This window comes from Bradyrhizobium sp. USDA 3240 (assembly GCF_054063295.1).
The window spans coordinates 2,623,901-2,649,116 of the sequence record NZ_JBSSGD010000002.1; the positions used below are offsets into that span (position 1 = coordinate 2,623,901).

Sequence of the window (25,216 nt, forward strand, 5' to 3'; positions counted from 1 at the left end):
AACGCCGCCTTCACCAAATCGCTATTTGACAATTCTCCTATATTTGTCAAAATCGTCAAATGGGACCGAAAACCCGTATTCTCGATGCCACCATGCTGGTGTTCCGCCGGCACGGCTTTCGCCGTTCCTCGATCGAGCAGGTCGCCGAAGCGGCCGGCCTGACGCGGCAGGCGCTCTATCATCATTTCGAATCCAAGGAAGCGCTGTTCCGCGCCGTGATCGAGCGCGTGCATGAATCCGCGATCGCGGCCGAGGAGATTGCCGTCGCCGAGGCGGAGACGGCGGGCGGCAATCTCGGCGACATCCTTGCCGCGGGCATGACCGCGCGGATGTCGACCATGATCTCGTCGCTGGACGGCTCGCCGCATCTCGAGGAATTGTATTCCGAGCATCTCGTGCACGCGCGCGACCTCTACCAGACCTACGCCGCACGCTATGCGGAGCGCATGGTCGCGACGATCACGAAGATCGTGCGCAAGCAGCAGCTGGCGCTGCCGCAGGACCTGTCGCCGGCCGAATTCGCGCGGCTTGTCGAAATGTCAGTGTACGCATCGAAGTCGCAGTATCCGGCGATGCAGCCGTCCGATGCGTTCCTCAAGGACATGGCGATCATGGTGCGGACGCTCTGCGCGGGCGCTGTGCCCAAATCTTCGCCGAAATCCGCAAAGCCGCCCATCAAGAAGGCGGCGATCAGGGCAAAGCCGACACGCAGCAAGACAGGAGGACATCCATGAGCACGACGACCATCAATGGCCGTGTTGAATCGCTGCCCGATGATCCCGATGCGCTCTTGATCGACATCGTGCGCGACCAGCTCAAGCTCACCGGCACCAAGCTCGTGTGCGGCGCCGGCGTCTGCGGCGCCTGCACGGTGCTGGTCGACGGCGCGCCGGTCGCAAGCTGCCTGATGCCGGCGCACGCCGCGGCCGGCAAAGCGGTGACGACGGTGGAGGCCATCGGCGCCGCCGGGCTGCATCCGGTGCAGAAGGCGTTCATGGCGCATGATGCCCTGCAATGCGGCTTTTGCACGCCGGGCTTCATCGTGGAGGCGACCGCGTTCTGCGACCGCTGGCGCGCGACCAAGGGGACGGCAGTGCCGTCACGCGAGGAGATCGGCGCGGCGCTGTCGGGCCATCTCTGCCGCTGCGGCGCCTATGATGGTATCTTCCGTGCGGTGGCGGATGCCTGCGCCGGCCGCTTCGACGGCGACAACGTCACGGCGCCACGCATCGAGGCACGCGACAAGGTGACGGGCGCGGCAAAGTACACCGTCGACATCAATCATGACGGCCAGCTCGAAGGCTTGATCCTGCGCTCGCACGAGGCGCATGCCCGCATCACCGCGCTTGATCTGGCTCCCGCGCGCGCGCTCGCCGGCGTCGCCGCGGTGTCGCTGCTCGGCGATGACCGGATCGTGCGCTATGTCGGCGAGCCGATTGCGGCGGTCGCAGCCAGGGACCGCAAGACGGCGCTGGCCGCGCTGGCTGCGATCAAGCTGACCAGCGAACGGTTGCCTGCGGTGGTCGGGCTCGACGCCGGGCGCAAGGATGGAGCGCCTGTGGTGTTCGACAAGGCGAACCGCAAACGGGCCGGTAATGTCTCGGAGGCGGCCGGCGGGCCGGCGCCATGGAAGCAGAACATCCGCGGGCCGACCGCGGTGTTCTCGACCCGCGCCAAGAAGGCCCGCAACTGGGTGGACGAGGCGCGCCAGGCCAACAACCGTCTGCTCGTCGAAGCCACCTTCCGCACCGCCACGCAGCAACATGCATGTCTCGAGCCGCATGCCGCGGTGGCGCGCTTCGACGGCGACCGGCTGACCTTGCACGCCTCGACCCAGCAGGTGTTTCACCTCAAGGAGCAGATCGCAAAGCGCTACAAGCTCGATCACGACAAGGTCCGCGTCATCGCCGATCATGTCGGCGGCGGCTTCGGCTCGAAGGCGAGCCTCGGCACCGAGACCATCGCCGCGATCGAGCTCGCGCGCGAGGCGAAGGCGCCTGTGAGAGTTGCCTACGATCGGCAGGAAGAGCTCTCCGTCGCCGGCTATCGGCCGGCCGCGGAACTGAAGGTCGCGCTGTTGCCCTCCGACAGGGGCGGCCTGAAAGCGCTCTCCGTCACCGCGCATGCCGATACGGGGGCCGCGACCAATTCGACGATCGCGGGCCTGGCGCGGCTGATCTATCCGGCCGAGGCGAAGGACCTTTCGGATTTCGACGTCATCAGCAATTTGCCGCCCGGCGCGGCCTTCCGCGGCCCCGGCGGTCCGCCGATGGCGTTCGCGGTGGAGCAGGCGATCGATGAGGCCGCGCTGCGGCTCAAGGTCGATCCGATTGCCTTGCGCAAGCGCTGGGATCCCGATCCCAACCGTCAGCGGCTCTACGACTGGGCCTCCGGGCTCGAGATCTGGCGCAACCGCAAGCCGGCGCAGAATGGGCGCTATCGCCGCGGCATCGGCATAGCGACCGGCTACTGGCTCTATCTCTGGCAGCCCAACGTGAAGGTCGAGGTCGCGGTCAAGGGCGGCCGGATCGTCGCCAGCACCGCGACGCAGGACATCGGCACCGGCACCCGCAGTGTGCTTGCCGACACGATCGCGCGCGAGCTCGATCTCGAACCCGGCGACATCGAGGTGCGGATCGGCGATTCATCGCTGCCCGAAGGCCCCGGCTCCGGCGGCAGCCGCGTCACCGCCTCGGTGATGCCGCCGACGCTGCAGGCGGTGCGGAAACTGAAGGCCGCGATCCTCGAACACGCGACGCGAAAGCCCGCACCCGGATCGAACGCGCCCTGGCGCGAGCTGATCGCGCGTTCGCCCGACATCGCGGTGGTGGAGACGCGCGGCGAGGACGGCAAGAACACGGCGCCCGGCATCCGCTCGCCGCTGCGCGAAGTCGGCCTGATGGGCATGGTGTTCGGCTGGATGATGCGCCGCTTCTCGAACATCGCGGTCGGCGCCGGCGTGCCGAGCTCCGTGCAGGTGATCGAGGTCGAGGTCGACACCTGGCTCGGCCATGTCCGCGTGCTCAATGTGCATACCGGCATCGCGGTCGGCAAGATCGCAGCGCCGGCGCTGGCGCGCAGCCAGGCCTGCGGCGCGGTGATCCAGGGCCTCGGCTACGCGCTCTATGAAGCGCGCGAGCTCGATCCGACCAGCGGCGACGTGCTGACCGCGGGGATGGAGGATTATCGCATCCCGGGTATCGCCGACACACCCGAGATCGACGTGCATTTCGACGAAGCCGGCTTCGACCATGTGCTCGGCAACAGCGTCGGCATCGGAGAGGCGTCGACGGTGCCAACCTCGGCCGCGGTCGCGAACGCGATCCACGATGCGATCGGCGTCCGCCTCACCGAGATTCCGATCCGGCCCGACCGCATCGTCGCCGCGCTGAAAGGGAGGGATGCCGCATGAGCGTCGCAATCGCAGAGGCACTGTCCGTGCCCGAATTCCGTGCCGCCGGCACCGATCTGTCGGAGCGTCGTCGCAGCGGCCTGTCGTACGGAGCGATCATCGATCTCACCGCCAGTCCCGATACGATCGGGATCGCATGGGGCGCGGACGGCGCGGCACGCATCGGCGCCCTCACCGCGATCGCGGCGATCGCATCCGATGCGCGGCTCGCGCAAGCCTATCCCGGCATCGCCGCGGCCGCGCAGGGCCTGGCCACGCCGCAGATCCGGCACATGGCGACGCTCGGCGGCAACCTCGCGCAGCGTTCGCGCTGCTGGTACTTCCGCAATCCGCAGATCGCCTGTCTCAAGAAGGGCGGCTCCGACTGTCCGGCACGAGCGGGCAATCATCTCTATCACGTCGCGTTCGATCTCGGCCCCTGCGTGGCGCCGCATCCGTCGACCATGGCGATGGCGCTGCTGGCCTATGATGCGAAGATCGTCACGGACCGGCGCAGCGGACTATCGATCACCGACCTGCTCGGCGACGGCAGCAATGGCGCGGTCGACAATCTGCTCGCACCGGGCGAACGGATCGAGCGGATCGAGCTCCCTGCCCCGCTGGCCGGCGAGCGCGCGCTCTACAAGCGCGCCATCAGCCGGACGCATGCGGAATGGCCGCTGGTCGAGGTCTGCGTGCGGGCCGTGATAGAAGGCGGCGTGTTTCGCGAGGTCCACATCACCGCCGGCGGCATCGCCCCGGTGCCGCTGCGGCTTGCCGCATGCGCGGCGGCGCTGCAAGGAAAGCCGGCCAACGCGTCGACCATCGCGCAAGCCGCCGAATTGGCAACATCGGGCGCCAAGCCGCTGCCCATGACCGGATACAAGCTCGACCTGCTGACGGGCCTGGTGCGCGACGTGGTCGAGCGGATCGCGGTGTAACGCAGGCGACCGTTCCGGGCGCGCGGGCTCAGCGCGCGCGGGTCAGAGCCAGCCAAATGCCGCCGCCGATCATGAAGCCGCCCGAGATGCGCGACATCAGCCGCGTCCGCTCCTTGGAGAAGAATTTGCGGGCGCGGCCGGCGGCCAGCGCGTAGGCGGCGTCGGTCAGCACGGCGGTCGCCATGAAGGTGATGCCGAGCAGCGCCACCTGCGGAAGGTGCGGCTTGTCCATATCCATGAACTGCGGAATGAAGGCGCCGAAGAACACCAGCACCTTCGGATTCGAGAGCAGCACCAGAAAGCCCTGCAGGAAGAAGCCGCCGCGCGGTGGCGGCGGCCGGTCGTCGGTGCCGACGCCCTCGACCGGCGAGCGGATCAGCTTGATGCCGAGCCAGACCAGATAGGCGGCGCCGGCAAAGCGCACCCAGTCGAACCAGTAGCCCATCGTCGCCATCAGCGAGGTCAGCCCGACCGCGACGATGCCGATCACGATCGCGAGCCCGACCTGCGCACCCAGCACATTGGTGAGCGCGGCGCGGGTGCCGTAGCGCAGCCCGTTGGCGATCACCATCGTGACGATCGGACCGGGCAACAGCGCCAGCGCAATGCAGGCGGCGACGAAGGCGAAATAGGCTTGCAGGGACATTGGGGGCTCGTTTGTTCTTTGCCGACATTATGCATGCAACAGCCGAACATGGAAGCGGTCTGCTCCCTCGCCCCGCTCTTGCGGGGAGAGGGCTGGGGTGAGGGGCTCTCTCCACCAGGCGGTGTGAGTCGTAAGACCTGTACCCCCTCACCCGGATCGCATCTGGCGATGCGATCCGACCTCTCCCCGCAAGCGGGGCGAGGTAAGGAAGACGCACGCTGCGCTCAACGGCCCTCCATGGCCGCAATCATCCATTTCCTGATCTCTCGCGACTCCAGAAACTTCAACGTCGCGCCTTGCACCCGCGCCGCATCTCCCCCACCCTGCGCCGCCAAGGCCATGAGATCGCAGCGATGCGACAGCGCGATGCCGATCGCGGTACGCTTCTCCTTGGGCATCCCGACATCATAAGCCCTGATCCGTCCGCGCATCTCAGCGACATCGACGACATCGCCTACCTTCAGCGGCACAAACCGCGGGCTGATCATGTCGACGTCGGACACGCGATCGACCTCGTCGTCATCGGCAACGCCGGTGTCGCAATTGCAGAAGCCTAGCTTCGGCCGCAGATAGACCTCGACGTCGGCGCCGCACTCCGCCGTGCCGCAGCGGAAGGCGCGGCCGGCGGGCCAACCGTCGCGCGGGAACGGCCAGGCGATCTCGCGCCATTGCGCGGGGCGCGGTGGTGCCACCTCGTAGCCCGCCACGGCCGACAGGCCGCCGAGCGCCAGGAACATCGCCGCGATGACGGGCCACGAGCGCGTCATCGCCCGCTCACGGCAGGCCGGCGACGGCACGCGCCGCGCCGGTCAGTTCGAGAATATGCAGGCCGGTGTTGGCGCGGTCGACCGCGTAGATGTAACCACGCGCGTCGGTCTCGACATTGTTGGTCTGGATCGCGACCTTGCAGCGGTCCTTGCCGTCGATGGTGACGCAGCGCTTGTCGGTCGCCGCCGTGATCGAAGGAATGAAATAGCCCACTTCCCTGGGATGATAGGGATCGCGGATATCGAGCGCGCGGACGCCTGCATTGAAGAAGGCGATGAAAGCGAGCTTCTTGTAATAGACCGGCGCCATGCTCTCGTTCGACGAATGCGAACCGAACCGGCCGCCGCGCTCGCAGAACGCGCCGGAGGCCTCAGGCACCGTATAGCTCGAGATCAGCATCGGCCGCGTTTCCGTCGTGACGTCGGCGAACCACACCATCTGCCGTGCCTCGCCGCACTCGTTCTGGATCGCCTCGTCGACGATCATCACGATGTCGCGGCTTTTGCCATCCTTGTCGCGGGCGAATTCCGCGATCGGCATGCCGGGCATCGGAAACACCGTATGCGCGCCGTTCATCGCCGACAGCGGCATCCGCGCGATCTCCGGGAATTTCAGATTGTCCGGCGTCGGCTCCTTCGGCCCGTTCAGAAGCTTGTCGCGATCGACGATCTGCAGGAAGCCGCCCTTGTCGGTGCCGTAGCCGAAATAGACGCGGTTGCCCTGCGGCCCGGTCGAGATCGGCCCGTGCAATTCGGTCGGCACCGCGCCGGTCGCGCCCGGCTCCTGTCCAGGCAGACCGAAGTCCCTGATCTTCTTTGGCTGCGCGGGGTCGGAGAGATCGTAGATCTGCGTCATGCGTCGCGTGCGCCAGTCCGGCGCGCCCGACACCAGGAAGGCGATGCCGGTCTCGCATTCCCAGAAATTCTTGTGCGTGTCCTTCAGCCCACCGATCCGGGTGACCAGCACGGGATTGGCGGGATCGGCGACGTTCCAGATCTCATGCGCCTCGCTGCCGAAAGTGCGCAGCATGTAGACCGCGTTGCGATCGCCTTTCGGCAGATCCTTGCCGTCGCAGATCCGCACCATCTGCGCGCCGCCGGATTCGTATTTGCCTTCCTGGCCTGGAATGTGCCGCAGATATTTCGGATGCGCGGGATCGGTGACGTCGACGATCGAGGTGCCGTTCGGCTCGGCTTTGCCGGTCATCGGGTTGACGGGATCGGGAATGTCGTCGGTGCCGCCGTGATGGCCGACATAGGCGATCCATCTGTCGCCCTGGTGATGGATGGTCGGCTGATAGGCGCTGCGTGCCTGCAAGTCGCTGGTTCCAACCAGCCGCATGTTGGAGGCTTCGGGCGGGTCGCCGATCTTCTGCTGGGCGCTCGCGCCATTCGCAAGCAGGACAAGAAAGAACGTGCAGCAAACCCCCGTAACGCGACCACCCATTCGCACCACCCCGAATTCCCAGGCCAATCTGCGTTGGCTGCCTGAAACGCTAGCATGGCGATACCGGCGCCCAAACACACGCTCTTGACATGCAACCATTTGGTTGCCTATTATCCGACCCATGGATGAAGTCTTCAAAGCTCTCGCGGATGCCTCACGGCGGACGCTGCTTGACCGGCTTCACGATCAGAACGGGCAGACGCTCGGTGAGCTCTGCGACGGCCTCGACATGTCGCGTCAGGCCGTCACCAAGCACCTTGGGATTCTCGAGGAGGCCAACCTCGTCACCACGATCAAACATGGCCGCGAGAAGCTGCATTACCTCAACCCGGTTCCGATCCATCAGATCGGCGAGCGGTGGATCAGGAAGTTCGAGCGCGGCAAGCTCGCCGCGCTCAGTGAATTGAAAAGACAATTGGAGAAGCGTGATGAGTAAGCCGGACTATGTCTACGTCACCTATATCGAGACCACCGCCGACAAGCTGTGGCACGCGCTGACATCGAGCGAGTTCACGGAACGCTTCTGGTTCGGCTATCGCGTCAGCTCGGACTGGAAGGTCGGCTCGCCTTACCATCTAACCAAGGATGGCCGTCGCGCCGTGCAGGGCGAGGTGCTGATCGCCGATCCGCCGAACAGGCTCGCCTATAGTTGGGACGTGGTGAAGGAAGGCGTCGAGCGCGAGGGAGTCTCGCGCGTGACCTTCGACATCGAACCGCACGGCAGCGTGGTCAAGCTGACCATGACGCACGACAACCTCGGTCCGAAGACGCTGCGCGACATCTCCGGCGGCTGGCCGATGGTGATTGCAAGCCTGAAGAGCTTCCTGGAGACCGGACGCGAATTGCCGGCCGACCTGCTCACGAGCGGCGCCAGGGAGGCCTACCATGCCTAAGCCTGAATTCGCCTACGTCACCTACATCGAGACCACGCCGGAGAAGCTGTGGGATGCGCTGACATCAAGCACATTCACGCGGCAGTACTGGTTCGACACCGAGCTGAAATCGGACTGGAAGGTCGGCTCGCCGCTCGCGCTGGTGACGGGTGGCGAGACCACCGACACCGGCGAGATCCTCGAGGCCGATCCGCCGCGGCGCCTCGCCTATACCTTCAAGCACGTGCGCGACGAGGAGATGCGCAAGGAGCCGGCGACCAGGGTGGTCTTCACGCTCGAGCCCCATGGCAAGATCGTGAAGCTGACCGTGACCCACGAAGGCTTCGGCGTCGGCAGCAAACTGCTCGACGGCATTTCCAAGGGCTGGCCGGCGATCCTGTCCGGGCTCAAGAGCCTGCTCGAGACCGGCAAGGCGGTCACGATCCCGCCTGCCGCGCTCGCGATCGACGGCTTCGAGTGACAATGAAAATCTATCGAAGGATACGCGCGGACATGAACATCGAGAAATTCAAACCGGCGATCGTCTACGCGATCTACATCGCCGCCACGCCCGAGAAAGTCTGGCAGGCACTGACGAATGCCGAACTCAGCCGGCAATATTTCTCCGGCAACGCGGTCGAGGTCGATCTTCGCCTCGGCGGCGCCTTCATCGTGCGCACGCCCGACGGCGCGCTGCATATCTCCGGCGAGGTGATCGAGTGCGATCCCTTGAGGCGGCTGACCGTCACCTTCAACGTCAACTGGCCGCAGCTCGTCGAAAAACTCGGGCCGACGCTCGTCACCTGGGAGATCGAGCCGGCCGGCGACGGCGTGAAGCTGACCTTGCTGCAATCGCATGACCGCCCGATCAGCGACGACATCCTGTCCGGCGGCCGCACCGGCTGGCCGGCGATCCTCTCCAGCCTGAAGAGCCTCATGGAGACCGGCAAGGCCATGGTGATCCCGATGCAGCCGCCGCAGCGCATGCTGGCCGCGCTGAAGGAACTGGGAATTCCGATGCCGTCGTGACGCGAGCGATGCGCATCGTACTCCACCGTCGTCCCGGCGAAGGCCGGGACCCATAACCACAAATGCTTGTGTTACGCGACGCTGTGGCCCCAGCGAACTCTAACCGCTTAGAGCGGTGGTAATGGGTCCCGGCCTTCGCCGGGACGACGGTGGAGAGATCTAGCCCAGCGCCCGCAGCTCGCGCCGCAGCACCTTCCCTGTTGCCGTCATCGGCAGGCTGTCAGCGAACTGCACGAAGCGCGGATATTCGTGGGCGGCGAGCTGCACCTTGACGAACTCCTGGATCTCGCGCGCCAGCGCATCGCTCGGCGCATGGCCCGGGCGCAGCACGATCCAGGCCTTGATCGATTCGGTGCGGATCGGATCGGGAATGCCGACCACCGCCGACATCGCGACCGCCGGATGCTTCATCAGCGTGTGCTCGATCTCGGACGGGCCGACACGATAGCCGGCAGTGGTGATGACGTCGTCCTCGCGGCTGACGTACCAGAAATAGCCGTCGTCATCCTGCACGCCGAGATCGCCGGTCAGCAGGAACTCGCCGGCGTATTTCTTACGCGTAGCGTCCGGATTGCGCCAGTACTCGAGCATGGTGCAGGGGCACGGCTGGCGCACGCCGATGATGCCGCGCTGGCCCCGCGGCAATTCCTCGCCTCTGTCGTTGACGATGCGGACGTCGAAGCCGGGCGTGGCGCGGCCCATCGAGCCCGGCCGGATCGGAAACAGATTGGAATTGCTGCCGATCACGAGATTGCATTCGGTCTGCCCGAACACCTCATGGGCATCGATGCCGAAGGTCTCGCGCACCCAGCCGAGCAATTCGCCGCCGAGCGACTCGCCGCCGGTGAAGATGCTGCGCAGCCTGACGCCGGAGTTCTTCACACCGGCCTGCCGCATCAGCTTCAGCGCGGTCGGCGGCAGGAACACGTTGCGGATGCCGAGCTCGGCCATCATCTGCATCGCGGCCTGCGGCTCGAATTTGCGCGCGCGGTGACCAACCATCGGGATGCCGTGGTACCAGAACGCGAACAGGCCGTTGATCAGCCCGCCGATCCAGGCCCAGTCGGCCGGCGTCCACATCAGGTCGCCCGGTTTGGGCAGGAAGTTGTGGCACATCTCGACATTGGGCAGATGCCCGAGCACGACGCGATGCGCGTGCAGCGCGCCCTTCGGATTGCCCGTGGTGCCTGAGGTGTAGATGATCAATGCCGGATCGTCGGCCGAGGTGTCGACGGTGGCGAATTCCGGGGACGCCGATCGGATCGCGCTCCAGAATGACTTCGTACCGGCCGGCGTCTTGTCGCCAACAATGTAGACGCTCTTCAGCTCGGGCAGGCGATCGCGGATCTTCGCGATCTTCTCCCAGCCGGCTTCATCGGTGATGACGGCCTTGGCCGCGGAGTTCGACAGGCGGAATTCGAGCGCATCCTCGCCGAACAGCGCAAACAGCGGGATCGAGATCAGCGCCGCGCGAAACGCCGCGAGATGCGCGACCGGCAATTCCAGCGATTGCGACAGGAACACCGCGACGCGGTCGCCGCGCACCAGGCCATCGGCGGTCAGCACATTGGCGAAGCGGCGCGAGGCGTCGGCGACGTCATCGAACGAGGTGCGCGTGGTGCCGCCCTCCTCATCGACATAGACCAGCGCGAGCCGGCCCGTGCCGTCGGCGTAACGGTCGCAGCACGCCGTCGCCATGTTGAAGCGCGCGGGGACGTCCCAGCGGAAGTTGCGATAGAGTTCGTCGTAGGTCTTGGCTTCCTGAAGCATGGCCGCAGACTAGACCATCGCCGCCAGACCACAAACCCCTCCTTGCGGGGAAGGCGTCAGGCGGCCGCCCGTTGCATTGCGATCTCGGCCTTGAGGCTTTCGCGGTCGCGATAGATCGACGCGACTGCGAGCACGCGCCCGCCGCGCTTGTAGCGGAGCACGCAATCCCTGCCGGCGATGCTGCCATCCACTGCGATCTCGTCCCACTGCTCGGCGTGGCCGACATAGTTGATCGGCACGTCGTAATGCTGGCTCCAGAAGAACGGCACCGCATCGAACACCTCGCGCTGCCCGAGCATATTCCGCGCGGCGGCCTGGCCCTGGCGCTCAGCCACCACCCAGTGCTCGACCCGGATCATCTCGCCGCTGTGCGGATCGGGCCAGCGCGCGATGTCACCGGCCGCGTAGATGCCGGAGACACTGGTCTCGAGATAGGCATCTACTTTCACGCCGCGATCGACCGCGAGCCCGGCTCCCTCCGCCAGCGCCAGCCGCGGCTTCACGCCGACACCGAGCACGACGAGGTCGGCATCAAGCATGGGCCCGCTCTTCAGCTGCGCGCGCTTGCCCTTGATCGCGGTCACGGTGTCGCCAAGGTGGAAGACGACGCCATGCTCCTCGTGCAGCGCACGAACGAAGTCGCCCATCTCAGGCCCGAGCACGCGCTCCAGCGGCCGTTGTTCCAGCCCGACCACGTGAATCTCGATCTCCCGCGCGCGCAACGAGGCCGCAACCTCGAGCCCGATGAAGCTCGCGCCGATTACAACCGCGCGGCGGGCTCCGCTGGCCGAGGCGATGATCGCGCGGCAATCGTCGAGCGTGCGCAGCACGTGCACGTGGGGCTGATCCGCGCCCGGGATCGGCAGCCGCACCGGCTCCGCGCCGGTCGCCAGCAGCAGCCGGTCATAGGGAAGTGCGTCGCCGCCGGCGAGCACGACATGGCGGCGTCCGGTGTCGATCGACTTGACCTCGGTCCCCAGCCTGAGATCGATCGCCGCATCGGGATAGAAATTGTCCGGCTTCAGCGACAGCCAGCCTTCCGGCGCGCTGCCGGCGAGGAAGTCCTTCGACAGGTTCGGCCGATCCACCGGCGGGGCGGTCTCGCCGCTCAGCATGACGATGCTGCCGCGATAGTCCTGCCGTCGCAGCATCTCGGCGGCGGCAAACCCCGCCGCGCCTCCGCCGACAATCACGATCCTGCCGGGCGCATCGACCGGGCCCCTGACGCGGGGTTTCGGCTGCTCGCGCTTCTCGCGCACGATGATGCGATCGCCCTCGCGCTCGACCTTCCAGACCGCGAGCGCGTTGAAGGCGGGTGCTTCGGTCGCTTCACCGGTGCGAACATCAAAGCAGGCGTGATGCCAGGGGCAATGGATGGTCTCGCCCTCGACCAGGCCTTCGGCGAGCGGGCCGTGGTAATGGTTGCAATGCGCATCGATGGCGAAGATATCCGCCCCCGAACGCACCAGCAGCACGTCCGCGTCGCCGACATGGCCGAGCAACATCGTGCCCGAGAAGTCGGCGAGCGCCACGCCTTGTGTCAGATCCGGACCGGAAGGAGCTTGCTGATCGGCCATGGCCTGTCTTCCACCTCGAGGGCGCCGGCGCCGGCTCTCGGCAAGCCGATCTCAGCTTCCCTGCATGTAGCGAACCGGGTTCTCCTGATCCGCCTTGAAGATATCGGCGGCCTCGGCGAACAGTGCCGCAACGGCAGCCGCCTTCAGATCAACAAACGCCTCGAAACTGAAATTGTTGCCACCCGCCCGCAATTCGCCGAGCTTGCCGGCGTAGCAGGACACCAGCGGCTTCCCGTTACGGGTCACCGCGACATAGATGCTGATGTAGTTCTTCTGCAGCGCCACGCCGACCACGGGCCAGGCCGCCGTCTTGCCAGACTTGATCGCATAGCGAAACTGACCGTAGCCGATCATGTTCATGCGCATGCCGGCCTCGCCGGCCGGCGTGCCGGCATGAAAGTGCCGCTTGAGCGAAGGCGCGGCCTCTCGCATCAGCGCATGGACTTGTTCGAGATCCGCGGTCCGGCCGGGATCGAAGGCGAGGTAAGCTTCCAGACTGTCCGCCGCGACACGAAACATCGGAAGCCTCCGCCGCTATCCCGCGAGCGCCGCCTTGACGAGGCCGCTGGCCTTGCCGAAATCCATCTGGCCGGCGTATTTCGCCTTCAGGGCGCCGATCACCTTGCCCATGTCCTTGATCCCGGCAGCATTGGTCTCGGCGATAACAGCCGCAATCGCAGCCTTGACGTCGTCGTCGGACATCTGCTTCGGGAGGTAGGCGGAGATCACGGCGATCTCCTCGCGCTCCTGGGCGGCGAGCTCGGCACGGCCGCCCTTGTCGTAGAGCTCGACCGATTCCTGGCGCTGCTTGATCATCTTCTGCAAGACGCTCAGGAGATCGGCATCGGAGAGTGGCGGCTTGCCCTGCCCGCGCGCGTCGATGTCGGCGTTCTTGATGGTCGAATTGACCATGCGCAGCGTGGAGAGCTTGCGCTCGTCCTTCGCCTTCATCGCTTCCTTGACCGCAGTATTGATATCGTCGCGCAGCATCCTGGTGTCCTTAAACTGGCAATCCCCTCATGTAGGCAGTTTGTAGCGACTGGACAACCTAGTTCCGCAGCCACTGAACCAGCGCATCGGCGCAGGCCTGCGGCTGCTCCAGTTGCGGAAGGTGACCACAATTGGCGAGCACCACGAGCTTGGCCCCGGGAATGCCGTTGGCCATCTCGTCCGACAGCATGTTCGGAACGGTGTTGTCGGTATCCGATGTCAGCACCAGAGTCGGGCACTTGATCCAGGCCATGCTCGGCCGCGAATCCGGCCGGCTGAGCACGGCGCTCTGCTGGCGGACGAAGGCCTCGGCGCCGACGTCCTCGCTCATGTCATAAACGACCTGTCGCAGGCTTGCATCGCCCTGCCGCGACGGATGCACGAAGCCCGGAAACAGCTCGTCGACCACGCTCCGATACTGACCGTTTTTGGCGCGCTCGATCATACCGCGGCGGCGTGCGGTTGCTTCCGGCGTGTCGGCCCTCGCCTGGGTGCTCATCAGCGCCAGCTTCGCGACCCGCTCGGGGGCCTGCCGCATGATCTCGAAGGCGATATAGCCGCCCATCGAATGCCCGGCGAGTGCGAAGCGCGGCGGCGCCTCGGCCAGGATCCGGCGGGCGATCGCCCCCATATTGTCGTCCCGGACGTGGTTGGCGACCGTGACCGGCCCAAACCGCCACAGCGCCGGGATGACAGGGGCAAAGATCCGCGGTGAGCAGATGACGCCCGGGACGAGCAGGATCGGCATCGTGTTGTCCATGCGGGAGCTCCGGACCGGGTCATTTTCGGCAAGCAAACGACCGCTTCAGGGAACTTTAGATTAAAAGGCCGGTGCGGCCTGTCAAATCGGCGAACATTGCCGTGTGAATCCGTGCCCTTTCGCTTTGACGCCGCAGGGTGCGGCGACTATTTAAAGGGCTCATGACAACCCCTGAAAACGCTCCCGCCTGGCCGGACCACAAACCGACCGCGCTCCTTGTGCTCGCCGATGGTACCGTGCTGGAAGGCTTCGGTCTCGGCGCGGAAGGCCACGCCGTCGGCGAGGTCTGCTTCAACACCGCAATGACCGGCTATGAGGAGATCCTCACCGATCCGTCCTATGCCGGCCAGATCATCACCTTCACCTTCCCGCATATCGGCAATGTCGGTACCAACGAGGAAGACATCGAGACGGTGAACATGGCCGCGACGCCAGGCGCGCGCGGCGTGATCCTGCGCTCGGCGATCACCGATCCCTCGAACTACCGCGCCACCCGCCACCTCGACCAGTGGTTGAAGGCGCGCGGCATCATCGGCCTGTCCGGCATCGATACAAGGGCGCTGACCGCACTGATCCGCTCCAAGGGCATGCCCAACGCCGTGATCGCGCACGCCAGGAACGGCGAGTTCGACCTGCACGGCCTGAAGGAAGAGGCGCGCGAATGGCCTGGCCTCGAGGGCATGGATCTGGTGCCGATGGTGACCTCCGGCCAACGCTTCACCTGGGATGAGACCCCCTGGGAGTGGGGCAAGGGCTTTGGCCAGCAGACCGCGCCGGAATTCAACGTGGTCGCGATCGACTACGGCATCAAGCGCAACATCCTCCGCCTGCTCGCCGGTGTCGGCTGCAAGGTGACCGTGGTGCCGGCGACGACGGCGGCCGAGGACATCCTGGCGATGAAGCCGGACGGCGTGTTCCTGTCGAACGGCCCCGGCGATCCCGCCGCGACCGGCAAATATGCCGTACCCGTCATCCAGCAGGTGATCGCGTCGGGGACGCCGACCTTCGGCATCTGCCTCGGCCATCAGATGCTTGGCCTTGCCGTCGGCGCCAAGACCATGAAAATGCATCAGGGCCATCACGGCGCCAACCATCCGGTCAAGGACGAGACCACCGGCAAGGTCGAGATTACCTCGATGAACCACGGCTTCGCGGTGGACCAGACGACGCTACCCGCCGGCGCGACCCAGACCCATATCTCGCTGTTCGACGGCTCCAATTGCGGCATCGCGCTTGAGGGTAAGCCGGTGTTCTCGGTGCAGTACCATCCCGAGGCCTCGCCCGGCCCGCGCGACTCGCACTACCTGTTCCAGCGGTTTGCCGATCTGATGCGGAAGAAGAAGCAGGCGGCGTAGGCTTGCGCGTGTCATTGCCGGGCTTGACCCGGCAATCCATCCCTTGAAGAAAGATGGATGCCCGGATCAAGTCCGGGCATGACAGCTGTTGTGTGCGGCTAAACCCGACAGCAACAATGTGCCCTTGTATCACGTCTCGGGACATGCCGACATGACCGACAGCGCCACTCCGAAGCCTACCTACGGCGTCTCCTCGCTGGAGCTGATGGCATCGATGCCGGGGCTCGACTTCGTGCGCGGCATCTTCGCGCGCACCCTGCCGGAGCCGCCGATCATGGAGAACGTCGAGCCGTTCGACTGCACGGCCGAGCCGGGCCATGTGGTGATCCACAGCATCCCCGGGCTGCGCCACTACAATCCGATCGGCTCGGTGCACGGCGGCTACGTCGCGATCCTGCTCGATTCCGCCATGGCGCTCGCGGTGCAGACCACGCTGCCGAAAGGTTCGGGCTACACCACGCTGGAGTTCAAGATCTCCTTTGTCCGCGGCATGAGCCAGGACACCGGCAAGATCCGCACCGAGGGCCGGGTGCTCAACGCCGGCCGGCGCGCCGCGACCGCCGAAGGCCGCATCACCGACGGAAACGGCAAGCTGATCGCGCACGCCACCACGACCTGCATGGTGTTCGAGCTTCCCAAAAACGACTGAAGGCAATCGCGTCTTCGCGCAATGGAGGCATGACGAAGCGCGCTGGATTGGCGGCCGTGCTCTGTGATTGAGTTTCCCGGTCCGAGATCAGGCAACGTGATCCGGCCTGGAAGGAAGGAAACGCTCGATGACCTCAGCCAATCCAGACATGACTATCCGCAACGTCCGCGTCACGATGCTGCGGCTGCCCTGGGCCGACGATCGCTGGCTGAAGGGCGCAGCGCTGGGCGCGACGCGCGACATCCTGATCTGCGACGTCGAGACAGCCGGCGGCATCACCGGCATGGGCTATCTGTTCGTGTTCCGCCCGGCGATGCAGTCGATCGCGGCCTGTCTCGACGAGTGCATCATCCCGCGCGTCATCGGCAAGGATGCCACCGCGATCGAGGCGATCTGGCGCGATCTGTGGACCGCGACGATGACCTATGGCCGCGGCGGCATCGCCGCGATGGCGATGTCGGCGCTCGACATCGCGCTGTGGGATGCGGTGGGAAAACGCGCCGGCCTGCCGCTGCACCGGCTGTGGGGGCACTATCGCTCGGAAATCCCGATCTATGGTTCCGGCTGCTTCCGCGGCGCCGGCGGCGACGGCATGATCGAGAAGGCGCTGCATTTCGTGAAGCAGGGCTACAAGGCGATCAAGATGCAGGTCGCGCATGTTCACACGCCCGCGCAGGACCTCGACAATGTACGCCGCATGCGCGAGGCGCTCGGGCCCGACATCGACATCATGATCGACGTCAACATGGGCTGGAGCGCCGATGTCGCCATCGAGATGGGACGCAAGTTCGAGAAATACGATATCTACTGGCTCGAGGAGCCGGTGTCGGCCGATGATTTCGCTGGCTATCAGCGCATCGCGGCGGCGCTCGACATGCGCGTCGTCGGCGGCGAGACGCATTTCACGCGCTACGATCTGCGGCCGTTCTTCCTCAATCCCTGCCTGCCGATCCTGCAACCCGACCCGATGCGCGGCGGCATGACCGACCTGCGCAAGATCGCGGCGCTTGCCGACACGTTCGGCATCACCATCGCGCCGCATTTGTTCCCCGAACTCAATGTGCACCTCTTGGCTTCGATCCCGAACGGCATCTGGTGCGAGAACATGGCCCTGATCGACGACCTCTGGGTCGATCCGCCGGAGATCGCCAATGGCATGATCACCGCGCCGGAACGGCCGGGGCATGGGCTCAGATTCAAGGACGAGGTACTGAAGTTCAAAATCTAGCGGGAACGATTTCCCGCCTCTCGCAACGCTGGAGAGCCGCCATGCCGGTGGTGAGTAAGGATGCCGAGCTCCTGACCATCGTCTTTCAGGACGATGGCCTGGTGCCGAACAATCCGATGCCGTTTCTGGCCTACAAGGCCGCGGTCGACGTCAGCAGAAATCCCGAGGCCACAATCGAGCAGCTGTTCGGCAGCAATGGCTGGGGCGCGATGTGGCGGAACGGCGTCTACGACTTCGCGCATTACCACGCCACCGTGCACGAGGTGCTGGGCGTCGCCCGCGGCAACGCGCGCGTGCAGTTCGGCGGCGAACGCGGGCGCGCGCTCGAGATCGCAGCCGGCGACGTCGCGATCCTGCCGGCCGGCACCGGGCATCAATGCCTGTCGGCGAGCGGCGACTTCAGCGTGGTCGGCGCCTATCCGCCGGGCCCGCCGATGGACCTGCAACGGCCGACGCCGGAGAACCACGCCCGGGCGCTGAAGACGATCCCGCTGGTGGCGATCCCGACCGCCGATCCGGTGATGGGGAAGGATGGGCCACTGGTGCGGCTGTGGAATTCTGTCCGTCGTCCCGGCGAAGGCCGGGACCCATAACCATAGGATCGTGTTGGCGAATCGCGCTGGAGCTCCAGCACCGCGCAACAATTGCCATTGGTGGTTATGGCTCCCGGCTCCCGTGCGCAATCGCGCACTAGTCCGGGACGACGTGTAGAGCTAGGCCGCGTTGCTGCCTTCCTGGCGACTTGCCTCGAACAGGAACCAGGTCCGCCGCTCGGTTTCGTCGATGAAGGTTTCGAGCAGGCCGGCGGTGCCGGAATCCTCATGGTCGTCGGCGAGCTTGTGCGCCTTGCGCATCGCCGCCGCCATGTGCTTGTTGTCCTCCATCAACTCGCGCAGCATTTCGCGCGGCGGCACAAAGTCCTCGTCATTGTCCTTGATGGTCTGGTGCTTGGCGATGTCGCCGATCGACCGCAGCGTCGCGCCGCCGAGCTTGCGCACCCGCTCGGCGAGCTGGTCGGTGGTCGCGAAGATCGCGTCCGATTGTTCGTCCAGCAACAAATGGTAATCATGGAAATGCCGGCCGCTGACATGCCAGTGAAAATTCTTGGTCTTCAGGTAGAGCGCGAAGGCGTCGGCCAGAAGCGTGTTGAGCGAGGCCGAGATCGTATCCACCGCGGCTTGCGGCAGATCGCTCGGCGTGTCGAGATCGGGCGATATCTTGTCAGTCTTGGTGTCACTCTTGGCTTTGCTCACGTTGGACCTTCCTGTTAGGAACCCCCGTATTTCGGCGCATTGAACATTGGCCGCCGGACCGCTAACGCATCATCAGCCCACCTGTTCCTGGAAGTCAGGAACCCGTTCTGCCGGATACCAAGCGCGATGGATGAATGGATCGACTATTACGATTCCACGCATACGATCTATGCGAGCCGACTGCACCGCGACCTGCATTTCCAGGTCATCGCCAACGACATCATCGGCTACATCACCTCGCCCGGCGCCGTGGTGCTGGATTATGCCTGCGGTGAGGCGCTGTCGGCGGCGAAGGTCGCCAACGCCTGCGCCCAGCTCTATCTGGCGGAGCCTGCGCCCGGCGTGCGCGGCCGCCTGGTCGCGCGCTTTGCGCCCGACACCAAAATCCGCGTCCGCTCGCTCGACGAGCTGAAGAACATGGAGGCGGATTCGATCGACCTCGTGGTGATGAACTCGGTGGCGCAATACATGACGCCGCAGGAGCTCGACTCCGCATTCGACGTGATCCACCGCCTGCTGAAGCCCTCGGGCCGTTTCGTGCTCGGCGATATCCTGCGGCCCGAAGTCGGCATGGCCCGAGACGTCATCGCGCTGCTGCGCTTTGCCGCGACCCATGGCTTTCTGCGCGATGCCTTGATCGGGCTCGCCTCGACCGCGCTGTCCGATTACCGGCAGCTGCGCACCAAGATCGGGCTGCAGCGCTACCGCGAGGACGAGATGATCGCGAAGCTCGCCGCCGCGGGCTTCGACGCCACGCGCGCGCCGCGCAACATCGGGCACAATCCGTGGCGGATGACGTTCGTGGCGCACCACTGATCAGAGGTTGTGCAAGATATTAGGGTTAACCAAAAGTAAACGTAGCGGGCGCTGAAATAATCAGCAATGATCCACTCGGCCCGGTGGCGGAAGCGTCGACGCGGCAGTGGTGCAACACTGTTTATCCTGGTTCAAATCCAGGCCGGGCCTCCACGCTTCGCCCTGACGGGCTACGCGTGGCGCAGCCACGCTGACCGGCGGGGCAAAGCCTGTCCGGCGTAGCTTGAGCGAAGCGAAAGCGTAGACGGACTGGGCGGCGAGCCCGCAGGGCGAAGCCGGGCGCCGGCAAGACCCTCCCTCACCCCCTGAGCACCCCCAGCCGGGCATAGGTCGAATGAGCCATTTCCCCCAGAATCGCAGTTGATTGCGCGCTTTTGGGGGTTTCGCAGGTGCGGAAACTGGTCTAAAGACCACCCGCGCGCGAGGGATCGCGCCTCCTGCGCTACAAGATGTAGCGCATGGCCCGAGGGACGCGCGACCAGCGCGCCCTTTTTTTGTGCCCAAATTCCAGTCCGCGAGAGCTGATGCCCAAAAGAACCGACATCTCCACCATCCTGATCATCGGCGCCGGTCCCATCGTGATCGGCCAAGCCTGCGAATTCGACTATTCCGGCACGCAGGCGGTGAAGGCTCTGAAGGAAGAGGGTTACCGCGTCGTCCTCGTCAATTCCAATCCGGCCACCATCATGACCGACCCGGAACTGGCGGACGCCACCTATATCGAACCGATCACCCCCGAAATCGTCGGCAAGATCATCGAGAAGGAGCGCAACGTCGTCCCGGGCGGCTTCGCGCTGTTGCCGACCATGGGCGGCCAGACCGCGCTGAACTGCGCGCTCTCGTTGCGCCGTCAGGGCACGCTCGACAAGTTCGACGTCGAGATGATCGGCGCCACCGCTGACGCCATCGACAAGGCCGAGGACCGCCAGCTGTTCCGCGAGTGCATGACCAAGATCGGGCTGGAGACGCCGAAATCGCGGCTCGCCAACGCCTCGGCGCTGAAGAAATCCTACCGCGACAAATACCTTGCCGAGCGGGAGAAACTGTCCGGCGCGGCACTGGAAGAACTCGAGCGGCAGTGGACGCTTGGCGAGAACGAACGCCGCAAGCGCTATCAGGAGCACGCCTTCGGCGAGGCGTTGATGGCGCTGTCGGAGATCGGCCTGCCTGCGATCATCCGGCCCTCCTTCACCATGGGCGGCACCGGCGGCGGCATTGCCTACAACAAGGAGGAGTTCCTCGACATCATCGAGCGCGGGCTCGACGCCTCCCCGACCAACGAGGTCCTGATCGAGGAAAGCGTGCTCGGCTGGAAAGAGTACGAGATGGAGGTGGTGCGCGATAAGAAGGACAATTGCATCATCATCTGCTCGATCGAGAATCTCGATCCGATGGGCGTGCATACCGGCGATTCCATCACCATCGCGCCGGCCCTGACGTTGACCGACAAGGAATACCAGGTCATGCGCGACGCCTCGCTGGCGGTGCTGCGCGAGATCGGCGTAGAGACCGGCGGCTCCAACGTCCAGTTCGGCATCAACCCGGTCGACGGCCGCATGGTCGTGATCGAGATGAATCCGCGCGTGTCGCGCTCGTCGGCGCTGGCTTCGAAGGCCACCGGCTTCCCGATCGCCAAGGTCGCGGCCAAGCTCGCGGTCGGCTACACGCTCGACGAAATCGCCAACGACATCACCGGCGGCGCCACCCCGGCCTCGTTCGAGCCGACCATCGATTACGTCGTCACCAAGATTCCGCGCTTTGCGTTCGAGAAATTCCCCGGCGCCTCCTCCACGCTGACCACGTCGATGAAGTCGGTCGGCGAAGTGATGGCGATCGGCCGCACCTTCCAGGAGAGCCTGCAGAAGGCGCTGCGCGGGCTCGAGACCGGCCTGACAGGCCTCGACGAGATCGAGATCGAGGGGCTCGGCCGCGGCGACGACAAGAACGCGATTCGCGCAGCGCTCGGCACGCCGACGCCGAACCGCATCCTGCAGGTCGCGCAGGCGATGCGGCTCGGCTGGACCGACGAGGAGATCTTCAACTCCTGCAAGATCGACCCCTGGTTCCTGGCGGAGATGCGCGCCATCGTCGAGATAGGAGGACAAGGTCCGCAACAACGGCCTGCCGCCGAACGCGTTCGCAATGCGAACCCTGAAAGCAATGGGCTTCTCGGACGCGCGGCTCGCCGTGCTCACCGAGACCACCGAGGCCGACGTCACCGAAAAGCGCCACGCGCTCGGGGTACGCCCGGTGTTCAAGCGCATCGACACCTGTGCGGCCGAGTTCGCTTCGCCCACCGCCTACATGTATTCGACCTATGAGCGGCCGTTCGCCGGCGAGCTTGCCGACGAGAGCGCGCCGTCCGACCGCAAGAAGGTGATCATTCTCGGCGGCGGGCCGAACCGCATCGGCCAGGGCATCGAGTTCGACTATTGTTGCTGCCACGCCTGCTTCGCGCTCGAGGACGCCGGCTACGAGACCATCATGGTCAACTGCAATCCGGAAACGGTGTCGACCGACTACGACACTGCGAACCGGCTATATTTCGAGCCGCTCACCGCCGAAGACGTGCTGGAGATCGTCGCGACCGAGCGCAAGAGAACGGCACGCTGCACGGCGTGATCGTGCAGTTCGGCGGCCAGACCCCGCTGAAGCTCGCCCGCGCGCTCGAAGCCGCCGAAGTGCCGATCCTCGGCACCTCGCCGGATGCGATCGACCTCGCCGAGGACCGCGACCGCTTCAAGCGCGTGCTCGACAAGCTGCGCCTCAAGCAACCGAAGAACGGCATCGCCTATTCGGTCGAGCAGGCACGCCTGGTGGCCGCCGATCTCGATCTGCCGCTGGTGGTGCGCCCGTCCTACGTGCTCGGCGGTCGCGCGATGCAGATCATCCGCGAGGAGACCCAGCTCAACGACTACCTGCTCGGCACCCTGCCCGAGCTGGTGCCCGCCGACGTCAAGGCGCGTTACCCGAACGACAAGACCGGGCAGATCAACACCGTGCTCGGCAAGAACCCGCTGCTGTTCGATCGCTATCTGTCTGATGCGACCGAAGTCGACGTCGACTGCCTCTGCGACGGCAAGGATACCTTCATCGTCGGCATCATGGAGCACATCGAGGAAGCCGGCATCCACTCCGGCGACTCCGCTTGCTCGCTGCCGCCGCATTCGCTCGACGCCAAGACCATCGAAGAGCTGGAGCGGCAGACCCGCGAGCTCGCGCTCGGCCTCGACGTGGTCGGCCTGATGAACGTGCAGTACGCCATCAAGGACGGCGAGATCTACGTGCTCGAGGTCAACCCGCGCGCATCCCGCACCGTGCCGTTCGTCGCCAAGGTGATCGGCATGCCGGTCGCCAAGATCGCGGCGCGGATCATGGCCGGCGAAAAGCTCGCCGACTTCAAGCTCAAGAAGAAGAAGCTCGACCATGTCGGCGTGAAGGAATCTGTGTTCCCGTTCGCGCGCTTCCCCGGCGTCGACACCGTGCTCGGACCGGAGATGCGTTCGACCGGCGAAGTGATGGGCCTCGACCGCTCCTTCGAGGTCGCGTTCGCGAAGAGCCAGCTCGGCGGCGGCACGCGTGTGCCGCGGCAGGGCACGGTGTTCGTCTCGGTGCGCGGCGACGACAAGATGCGCATCGCGGATGCGGTGCGGCTGTTGCACTCGCTCGGCTTCAAGGTGATGGCAACCTCGGGCACGCAGCGCTATCTCAGCGACCATGGCGTGCCGACGGAGAAGGTGAACAAGGTGCTCGAAGGCCGTCCGCACATCGTCGACGCCATCACCAATGGCGACGTCCAGCTGGTCTTCAATACCACCGAAGGTCCGCAGGCCCTGGCTGACAGCCGTTCGCTGCGGCGGGCTGCCCTCTTGCATAAAGTGCCATATTACACCACTCTTTCAGGCGCGGTGGCGGCCGCACGGGGGATCCGGGCCTATCGGGACGGGGACCTTGAGGTCCGCACGCTTCAGAGTTACTTTTCCGAAAGCTGACCGCTGCCCGGGCTGAAGGCCCGAAGCGGTCAATTAGCCGAATGGCTGGAACTCACCGCGCGATTGGATGTTGTCACGGCCCTTAGCGGGGCCGAAAATCACTGGGCTTCCGGGCGCGTTCGCGTCCTGATTCCTGCGTTAGCTGAACTGGATATTTCGTGCACGGCCGCCGGGCGCGCACGATGAAGGACGAAGATGATGGATAAGGTTCCGATGACCGCGGGCGGTTACGCCGCGCTGACGAACGAACTCAAGAAGCGACAGTCGGAGGATCGTCCGCGCATCATCGAACACATTGCGGAAGCGCGCTCGCACGGCGACCTCTCGGAGAACGCCGAGTATCACGCCGCCAAGGAAGAGCAGTCGCACAACGAGGGCCGCATCGCCGAGCTCGAGGACAAGCTCGCGCGCGCCGACATCATCGACATTTCGAAACTGTCCGGCGACACCATCAAGTTCGGCGCGACCGTGACGCTGATCGACGAGGACACCGAGAAGAAAGCGGTGTGGCAGATCGTCGGCGAGGTCGAGGCCGACGCCAAGAAGGGCCGCATCTCCATCACCTCGCCGCTCGCACGCGCGCTGATCGGCAAGAAGAAGGGCACGACCGTCGAAGTGATGGCGCCGGGCGGCGCCAAGGCCTACGAGATCACCAAGGTCGAGTGGCGGTAGTTACCCTGACGTGACTGGTGCAAAAAGGCCGCGTGTTGCACGCGGCTTTTTTTGTGCCCGCGTTTTCCCCACGTCTGACAGCAATGTGAGTAGAGGGCGGCAAGGCGGCATACTAGGGAGGCCGTGACATGTTTATGCAGTATAATCATGTCGGGGACCGGGGGCGGAGCCGATGATTGCGTCGCAACACGCATCGCGGCGTGTCACCGTGTCACTGCCGCGTTCTCTCGCAACTTCCGTGGAGCGAGGAATGATTCCAGGCACAAGGTGTTGACATCACATTCTGGTGGCGGACACCGTGTATTCGCTTCGTGCAACGTTCTAACGTGTCAAAGAGGGGGTAACTGACATGGATCAGATGTTTTCCAGGTTTCAGCCGATAGCGCTCAGCCTGTTTCGGTTCATCACCGGACTGCTGCTGTTTCAGTTTGGCGTCGCCAAGCTCTTCAAATTCCCACCCGGGACAATGTTCGAAAAGGTCGAACTGTTCTCGCTGATCGGCGCAGCCGGCACTCTCGAATTGGTCCTGGGCGCGCTGCTGATGATCGGCCTGTTCTCACGCATCGTGGCCTTCATCCTGGCTGGTGAAATGGCTTTCGCCTACTTCCTCGGCCATTTCCCCAAAGGCTTTTATCCGCTGCTCAACAACGGCAGTCTGGCGATCGCGTTCTGCTTTGCTTGTCTCTACCTCGCGACCTCGGGCCCCGGCCCGATCAGCGTCGACGCGATGCGCAAGAGGTAACAGCGCTGAGCCCGTCCCGTTCAACCGGGACGGGTTCTTCACGGTTGCGCCGCAACGACAGCGGCCATCAGGAGAGCCCTAAGGGCGCCGTCCAAGCGCGATGGGACCAACCCAGAGAGCACCGCAACACAGACGAATCGCCGTCCGGTGGACGATCGTCCAACCGGCCCAAAACGCGCCTGAGAGCCATTACATCCTGCGGTTCAGTTGCTGCTCGCAGTTTCCGGCCGCTTTGCGGAAAGGTCCAGCATCAGCGGCAGTTCAAATAAAGTTTTGAGGGCTCGAATTTGCAGTCCGCACCGGTTCGCATTGGGCGCTT

The 25,216-nt window shown here is 65.1% G+C and carries 26 protein-coding genes and 1 tRNA gene; 18 read left to right on the plus strand and 9 right to left on the minus strand.

Features of this window, described 5'->3' with window-relative positions; genetic code table 11:
- Positions 1-59: 59 nt before the first annotated feature.
- The 3 genes from ACVIGA_RS13105 to ACVIGA_RS13115 are packed head-to-tail and all read left to right on the plus strand — an operon-like array spanning position 60 to position 4,332.
- On the plus strand, positions 60-734 hold the full coding sequence (locus ACVIGA_RS13105) for a TetR/AcrR family transcriptional regulator (protein WP_456666713.1): 675 nt from the start codon (positions 60-62) through the stop codon (positions 732-734).
- Positions 731-3,412: a molybdopterin-dependent oxidoreductase gene (locus tag ACVIGA_RS13110; RefSeq protein WP_456666714.1), complete on the plus strand. Its 2,682-nt coding sequence runs from the start codon at positions 731-733 to the stop codon at positions 3,410-3,412. Before ACVIGA_RS13105 ends, ACVIGA_RS13110 begins: the two co-directional genes overlap by 4 nt.
- A complete protein-coding gene (locus tag ACVIGA_RS13115; RefSeq protein ID WP_456666715.1) occupies positions 3,409-4,332 on the plus strand; it encodes an FAD binding domain-containing protein in 924 nt (307 codons plus the stop codon). The genes ACVIGA_RS13110 and ACVIGA_RS13115 overlap by 4 nt, the downstream gene beginning before the upstream one ends.
- Before the next feature lie 28 nt (positions 4,333-4,360).
- On the opposite strand, the gene ACVIGA_RS13120 is transcribed toward ACVIGA_RS13115, so the two are convergent.
- The 3 genes from ACVIGA_RS13120 to ACVIGA_RS13130 form a co-directional block, all read right to left on the minus strand.
- Positions 4,361-4,978 carry a LysE family translocator gene (locus ACVIGA_RS13120; protein ID WP_456666716.1) on the minus strand — a complete coding sequence of 206 codons (618 nt, stop codon included), beginning with the start codon at positions 4,976-4,978 and terminating at the stop codon, positions 4,361-4,363.
- Positions 4,979-5,202: 224 nt separating this feature from the next.
- Positions 5,203-5,745: a hypothetical protein gene (locus ACVIGA_RS13125; RefSeq protein ID WP_456666717.1), complete on the minus strand. Its 543-nt coding sequence runs from the start codon at positions 5,743-5,745 to the stop codon at positions 5,203-5,205.
- Between the two features lie 7 nt (positions 5,746-5,752).
- Positions 5,753-7,192: an LVIVD repeat-containing protein gene (locus ACVIGA_RS13130; protein ID WP_456666718.1), complete on the minus strand. Its 1,440-nt coding sequence runs from the start codon at positions 7,190-7,192 to the stop codon at positions 5,753-5,755.
- 121 nt (positions 7,193-7,313) lie between these two features.
- Between ACVIGA_RS13130 and ACVIGA_RS13135 the strand changes: the two genes are divergently transcribed.
- The 4 genes from ACVIGA_RS13135 to ACVIGA_RS13150 are packed head-to-tail and all read left to right on the plus strand — an operon-like array spanning position 7,314 to position 9,093.
- Positions 7,314-7,628, plus strand: coding sequence for an ArsR/SmtB family transcription factor (locus tag ACVIGA_RS13135; RefSeq protein ID WP_223977133.1), 315 nt, complete (start codon positions 7,314-7,316; stop codon positions 7,626-7,628).
- Positions 7,621-8,085 (plus strand): SRPBCC family protein, encoded by a 465-nt coding sequence (locus ACVIGA_RS13140; RefSeq protein ID WP_456666719.1) that lies wholly within the window; start codon positions 7,621-7,623, stop codon positions 8,083-8,085. Before ACVIGA_RS13135 ends, ACVIGA_RS13140 begins: the two co-directional genes overlap by 8 nt.
- Entirely contained in the window at positions 8,078-8,545 is a 468-nt protein-coding gene (locus ACVIGA_RS13145; protein WP_456666720.1) for an SRPBCC family protein, read from the plus strand. The genes ACVIGA_RS13140 and ACVIGA_RS13145 overlap by 8 nt, the downstream gene beginning before the upstream one ends.
- Before the next feature lie 32 nt (positions 8,546-8,577).
- Positions 8,578-9,093 (plus strand): SRPBCC family protein, encoded by a 516-nt coding sequence (locus ACVIGA_RS13150; protein WP_456666721.1) that lies wholly within the window; start codon positions 8,578-8,580, stop codon positions 9,091-9,093.
- Positions 9,094-9,252: 159 nt separating this feature from the next.
- Here the strand turns inward: ACVIGA_RS13150 and ACVIGA_RS13155 are convergent, their stop codons facing one another.
- The 5 genes from ACVIGA_RS13155 to ACVIGA_RS13175 are packed head-to-tail and all read right to left on the minus strand — an operon-like array spanning position 9,253 to position 14,190.
- Positions 9,253-10,863, minus strand: coding sequence for an acyl-CoA synthetase (locus tag ACVIGA_RS13155; protein WP_456666722.1), 1,611 nt, complete (start codon positions 10,861-10,863; stop codon positions 9,253-9,255).
- A gap of 56 nt (positions 10,864-10,919) precedes the next feature.
- The gene (locus tag ACVIGA_RS13160) at positions 10,920-12,440 is read right to left on the minus strand and encodes an FAD-dependent oxidoreductase (RefSeq protein WP_456666723.1); all 1,521 of its coding nucleotides are present in this window, start codon (positions 12,438-12,440) and stop codon (positions 10,920-10,922) included.
- Positions 12,441-12,491: 51 nt separating this feature from the next.
- Positions 12,492-12,959, minus strand: coding sequence for a hypothetical protein (locus ACVIGA_RS13165; protein WP_456666724.1), 468 nt, complete (start codon positions 12,957-12,959; stop codon positions 12,492-12,494).
- 15 nt (positions 12,960-12,974) lie between these two features.
- Positions 12,975-13,430: a GatB/YqeY domain-containing protein gene (locus tag ACVIGA_RS13170; protein ID WP_092124143.1), complete on the minus strand. Its 456-nt coding sequence runs from the start codon at positions 13,428-13,430 to the stop codon at positions 12,975-12,977.
- 58 nt (positions 13,431-13,488) lie between these two features.
- On the minus strand, positions 13,489-14,190 hold the full coding sequence (locus ACVIGA_RS13175) for an alpha/beta fold hydrolase (protein ID WP_456666725.1): 702 nt from the start codon (positions 14,188-14,190) through the stop codon (positions 13,489-13,491).
- A 161-nt stretch (positions 14,191-14,351) separates the two neighbouring features.
- On the opposite strand from ACVIGA_RS13175, the gene carA reads away from it, so the two are divergent.
- The 4 genes from carA (at position 14,352) to ACVIGA_RS13195 (ending at position 18,015) form a co-directional block, all read left to right on the plus strand.
- Positions 14,352-15,545 carry a glutamine-hydrolyzing carbamoyl-phosphate synthase small subunit gene (gene carA, locus ACVIGA_RS13180; protein ID WP_456666726.1) on the plus strand — a complete coding sequence of 398 codons (1,194 nt, stop codon included), beginning with the start codon at positions 14,352-14,354 and terminating at the stop codon, positions 15,543-15,545.
- Between the two features lie 151 nt (positions 15,546-15,696).
- Complete coding sequence (locus ACVIGA_RS13185; protein ID WP_456666727.1) at positions 15,697-16,194, plus strand: PaaI family thioesterase; 498 nt, start codon at positions 15,697-15,699, stop codon at positions 16,192-16,194.
- A gap of 127 nt (positions 16,195-16,321) precedes the next feature.
- Complete coding sequence (locus tag ACVIGA_RS13190) at positions 16,322-17,422, plus strand: mandelate racemase/muconate lactonizing enzyme family protein (protein ID WP_456666728.1); 1,101 nt, start codon at positions 16,322-16,324, stop codon at positions 17,420-17,422.
- A gap of 41 nt (positions 17,423-17,463) precedes the next feature.
- Positions 17,464-18,015 carry a hypothetical protein gene (locus ACVIGA_RS13195; RefSeq protein WP_456666729.1) on the plus strand — a complete coding sequence of 184 codons (552 nt, stop codon included), beginning with the start codon at positions 17,464-17,466 and terminating at the stop codon, positions 18,013-18,015.
- Positions 18,016-18,135: 120 nt separating this feature from the next.
- On the opposite strand, the gene ACVIGA_RS13200 is transcribed toward ACVIGA_RS13195, so the two are convergent.
- Entirely contained in the window at positions 18,136-18,675 is a 540-nt protein-coding gene (locus ACVIGA_RS13200) for a Dps family protein (protein ID WP_456666730.1), read from the minus strand.
- A 126-nt stretch (positions 18,676-18,801) separates the two neighbouring features.
- Here ACVIGA_RS13200 and ACVIGA_RS13205 point away from each other — a divergent pair, with 126 nt between their 5' ends.
- The 7 genes from ACVIGA_RS13205 to ACVIGA_RS13235 all read left to right on the plus strand — a co-directional run bounded on the left by ACVIGA_RS13205 (position 18,802) and on the right by ACVIGA_RS13235 (position 24,897).
- Positions 18,802-19,491, plus strand: coding sequence for a class I SAM-dependent methyltransferase (locus ACVIGA_RS13205; RefSeq protein WP_375776890.1), 690 nt, complete (start codon positions 18,802-18,804; stop codon positions 19,489-19,491).
- A 77-nt stretch (positions 19,492-19,568) separates the two neighbouring features.
- Positions 19,569-19,644 (plus strand) — tRNA-OTHER (locus tag ACVIGA_RS13210).
- Positions 19,645-20,015: 371 nt separating this feature from the next.
- Positions 20,016-21,812 carry a carbamoyl-phosphate synthase large subunit gene (gene carB / locus ACVIGA_RS13215; RefSeq protein WP_456666731.1) on the plus strand — a complete coding sequence of 599 codons (1,797 nt, stop codon included), beginning with the start codon at positions 20,016-20,018 and terminating at the stop codon, positions 21,810-21,812.
- Positions 21,742-22,113 carry a carbamoyl phosphate synthase preATP-grasp domain-containing protein gene (locus tag ACVIGA_RS13220; protein ID WP_456666732.1) on the plus strand — a complete coding sequence of 124 codons (372 nt, stop codon included), beginning with the start codon at positions 21,742-21,744 and terminating at the stop codon, positions 22,111-22,113. The genes carB and ACVIGA_RS13220 overlap by 71 nt, the downstream gene beginning before the upstream one ends.
- Positions 22,110-23,483 carry an ATP-binding protein gene (locus tag ACVIGA_RS13225; protein WP_456666733.1) on the plus strand — a complete coding sequence of 458 codons (1,374 nt, stop codon included), beginning with the start codon at positions 22,110-22,112 and terminating at the stop codon, positions 23,481-23,483. Before ACVIGA_RS13220 ends, ACVIGA_RS13225 begins: the two co-directional genes overlap by 4 nt.
- Positions 23,484-23,681: 198 nt before the next feature.
- Positions 23,682-24,155 carry a transcription elongation factor GreA gene (gene greA / locus ACVIGA_RS13230; RefSeq protein ID WP_097671816.1) on the plus strand — a complete coding sequence of 158 codons (474 nt, stop codon included), beginning with the start codon at positions 23,682-23,684 and terminating at the stop codon, positions 24,153-24,155.
- Positions 24,156-24,504: 349 nt separating this feature from the next.
- Positions 24,505-24,897 (plus strand): DoxX family protein, encoded by a 393-nt coding sequence (locus tag ACVIGA_RS13235; protein WP_420969026.1) that lies wholly within the window; start codon positions 24,505-24,507, stop codon positions 24,895-24,897.
- The last annotated feature ends 319 nt before the right edge of the window (positions 24,898-25,216 follow it).

What these genes read in the sequence shown, in the direction of transcription:
- carB (WP_456666731.1), top strand. Translation starts at nt 20,016, where the DNA reads ATGCCCAAAAGAACCGACATCTCCACCATCCTGATCATCGGCGCCGGT.
- ACVIGA_RS13130 (WP_456666718.1), bottom strand. Translation starts at nt 7,192, where the DNA reads ATGGGTGGTCGCGTTACGGGGGTTTGCTGCACGTTCTTTCTTGTCCTG.
- ACVIGA_RS13140 (WP_456666719.1), top strand. Translation starts at nt 7,621, where the DNA reads ATGAGTAAGCCGGACTATGTCTACGTCACCTATATCGAGACCACCGCC.
- ACVIGA_RS13235 (WP_420969026.1), top strand. Translation starts at nt 24,505, where the DNA reads ATGGATCAGATGTTTTCCAGGTTTCAGCCGATAGCGCTCAGCCTGTTT.
- greA (WP_097671816.1), top strand. Translation starts at nt 23,682, where the DNA reads ATGGATAAGGTTCCGATGACCGCGGGCGGTTACGCCGCGCTGACGAAC.
- ACVIGA_RS13155 (WP_456666722.1), bottom strand. Translation starts at nt 10,863, where the DNA reads ATGCTTCAGGAAGCCAAGACCTACGACGAACTCTATCGCAACTTCCGC.
- ACVIGA_RS13115 (WP_456666715.1), top strand. Translation starts at nt 3,409, where the DNA reads ATGAGCGTCGCAATCGCAGAGGCACTGTCCGTGCCCGAATTCCGTGCC.
- ACVIGA_RS13170 (WP_092124143.1), bottom strand. Translation starts at nt 13,430, where the DNA reads ATGCTGCGCGACGATATCAATACTGCGGTCAAGGAAGCGATGAAGGCG.
- ACVIGA_RS13165 (WP_456666724.1), bottom strand. Translation starts at nt 12,959, where the DNA reads ATGTTTCGTGTCGCGGCGGACAGTCTGGAAGCTTACCTCGCCTTCGAT.
- ACVIGA_RS13205 (WP_375776890.1), top strand. Translation starts at nt 18,802, where the DNA reads ATGGATGAATGGATCGACTATTACGATTCCACGCATACGATCTATGCG.
- ACVIGA_RS13195 (WP_456666729.1), top strand. Translation starts at nt 17,464, where the DNA reads ATGCCGGTGGTGAGTAAGGATGCCGAGCTCCTGACCATCGTCTTTCAG.
- ACVIGA_RS13145 (WP_456666720.1), top strand. Translation starts at nt 8,078, where the DNA reads ATGCCTAAGCCTGAATTCGCCTACGTCACCTACATCGAGACCACGCCG.
- carA (WP_456666726.1), top strand. Translation starts at nt 14,352, where the DNA reads ATGACAACCCCTGAAAACGCTCCCGCCTGGCCGGACCACAAACCGACC.
- ACVIGA_RS13160 (WP_456666723.1), bottom strand. Translation starts at nt 12,440, where the DNA reads ATGGCCGATCAGCAAGCTCCTTCCGGTCCGGATCTGACACAAGGCGTG.
- ACVIGA_RS13185 (WP_456666727.1), top strand. Translation starts at nt 15,697, where the DNA reads ATGACCGACAGCGCCACTCCGAAGCCTACCTACGGCGTCTCCTCGCTG.
- ACVIGA_RS13135 (WP_223977133.1), top strand. Translation starts at nt 7,314, where the DNA reads ATGGATGAAGTCTTCAAAGCTCTCGCGGATGCCTCACGGCGGACGCTG.
- ACVIGA_RS13105 (WP_456666713.1), top strand. Translation starts at nt 60, where the DNA reads ATGGGACCGAAAACCCGTATTCTCGATGCCACCATGCTGGTGTTCCGC.
- ACVIGA_RS13150 (WP_456666721.1), top strand. Translation starts at nt 8,578, where the DNA reads ATGAACATCGAGAAATTCAAACCGGCGATCGTCTACGCGATCTACATC.
- ACVIGA_RS13190 (WP_456666728.1), top strand. Translation starts at nt 16,322, where the DNA reads ATGACCTCAGCCAATCCAGACATGACTATCCGCAACGTCCGCGTCACG.
- ACVIGA_RS13125 (WP_456666717.1), bottom strand. Translation starts at nt 5,745, where the DNA reads ATGACGCGCTCGTGGCCCGTCATCGCGGCGATGTTCCTGGCGCTCGGC.
- ACVIGA_RS13110 (WP_456666714.1), top strand. Translation starts at nt 731, where the DNA reads ATGAGCACGACGACCATCAATGGCCGTGTTGAATCGCTGCCCGATGAT.
- ACVIGA_RS13120 (WP_456666716.1), bottom strand. Translation starts at nt 4,978, where the DNA reads ATGTCCCTGCAAGCCTATTTCGCCTTCGTCGCCGCCTGCATTGCGCTG.
- ACVIGA_RS13175 (WP_456666725.1), bottom strand. Translation starts at nt 14,190, where the DNA reads ATGGACAACACGATGCCGATCCTGCTCGTCCCGGGCGTCATCTGCTCA.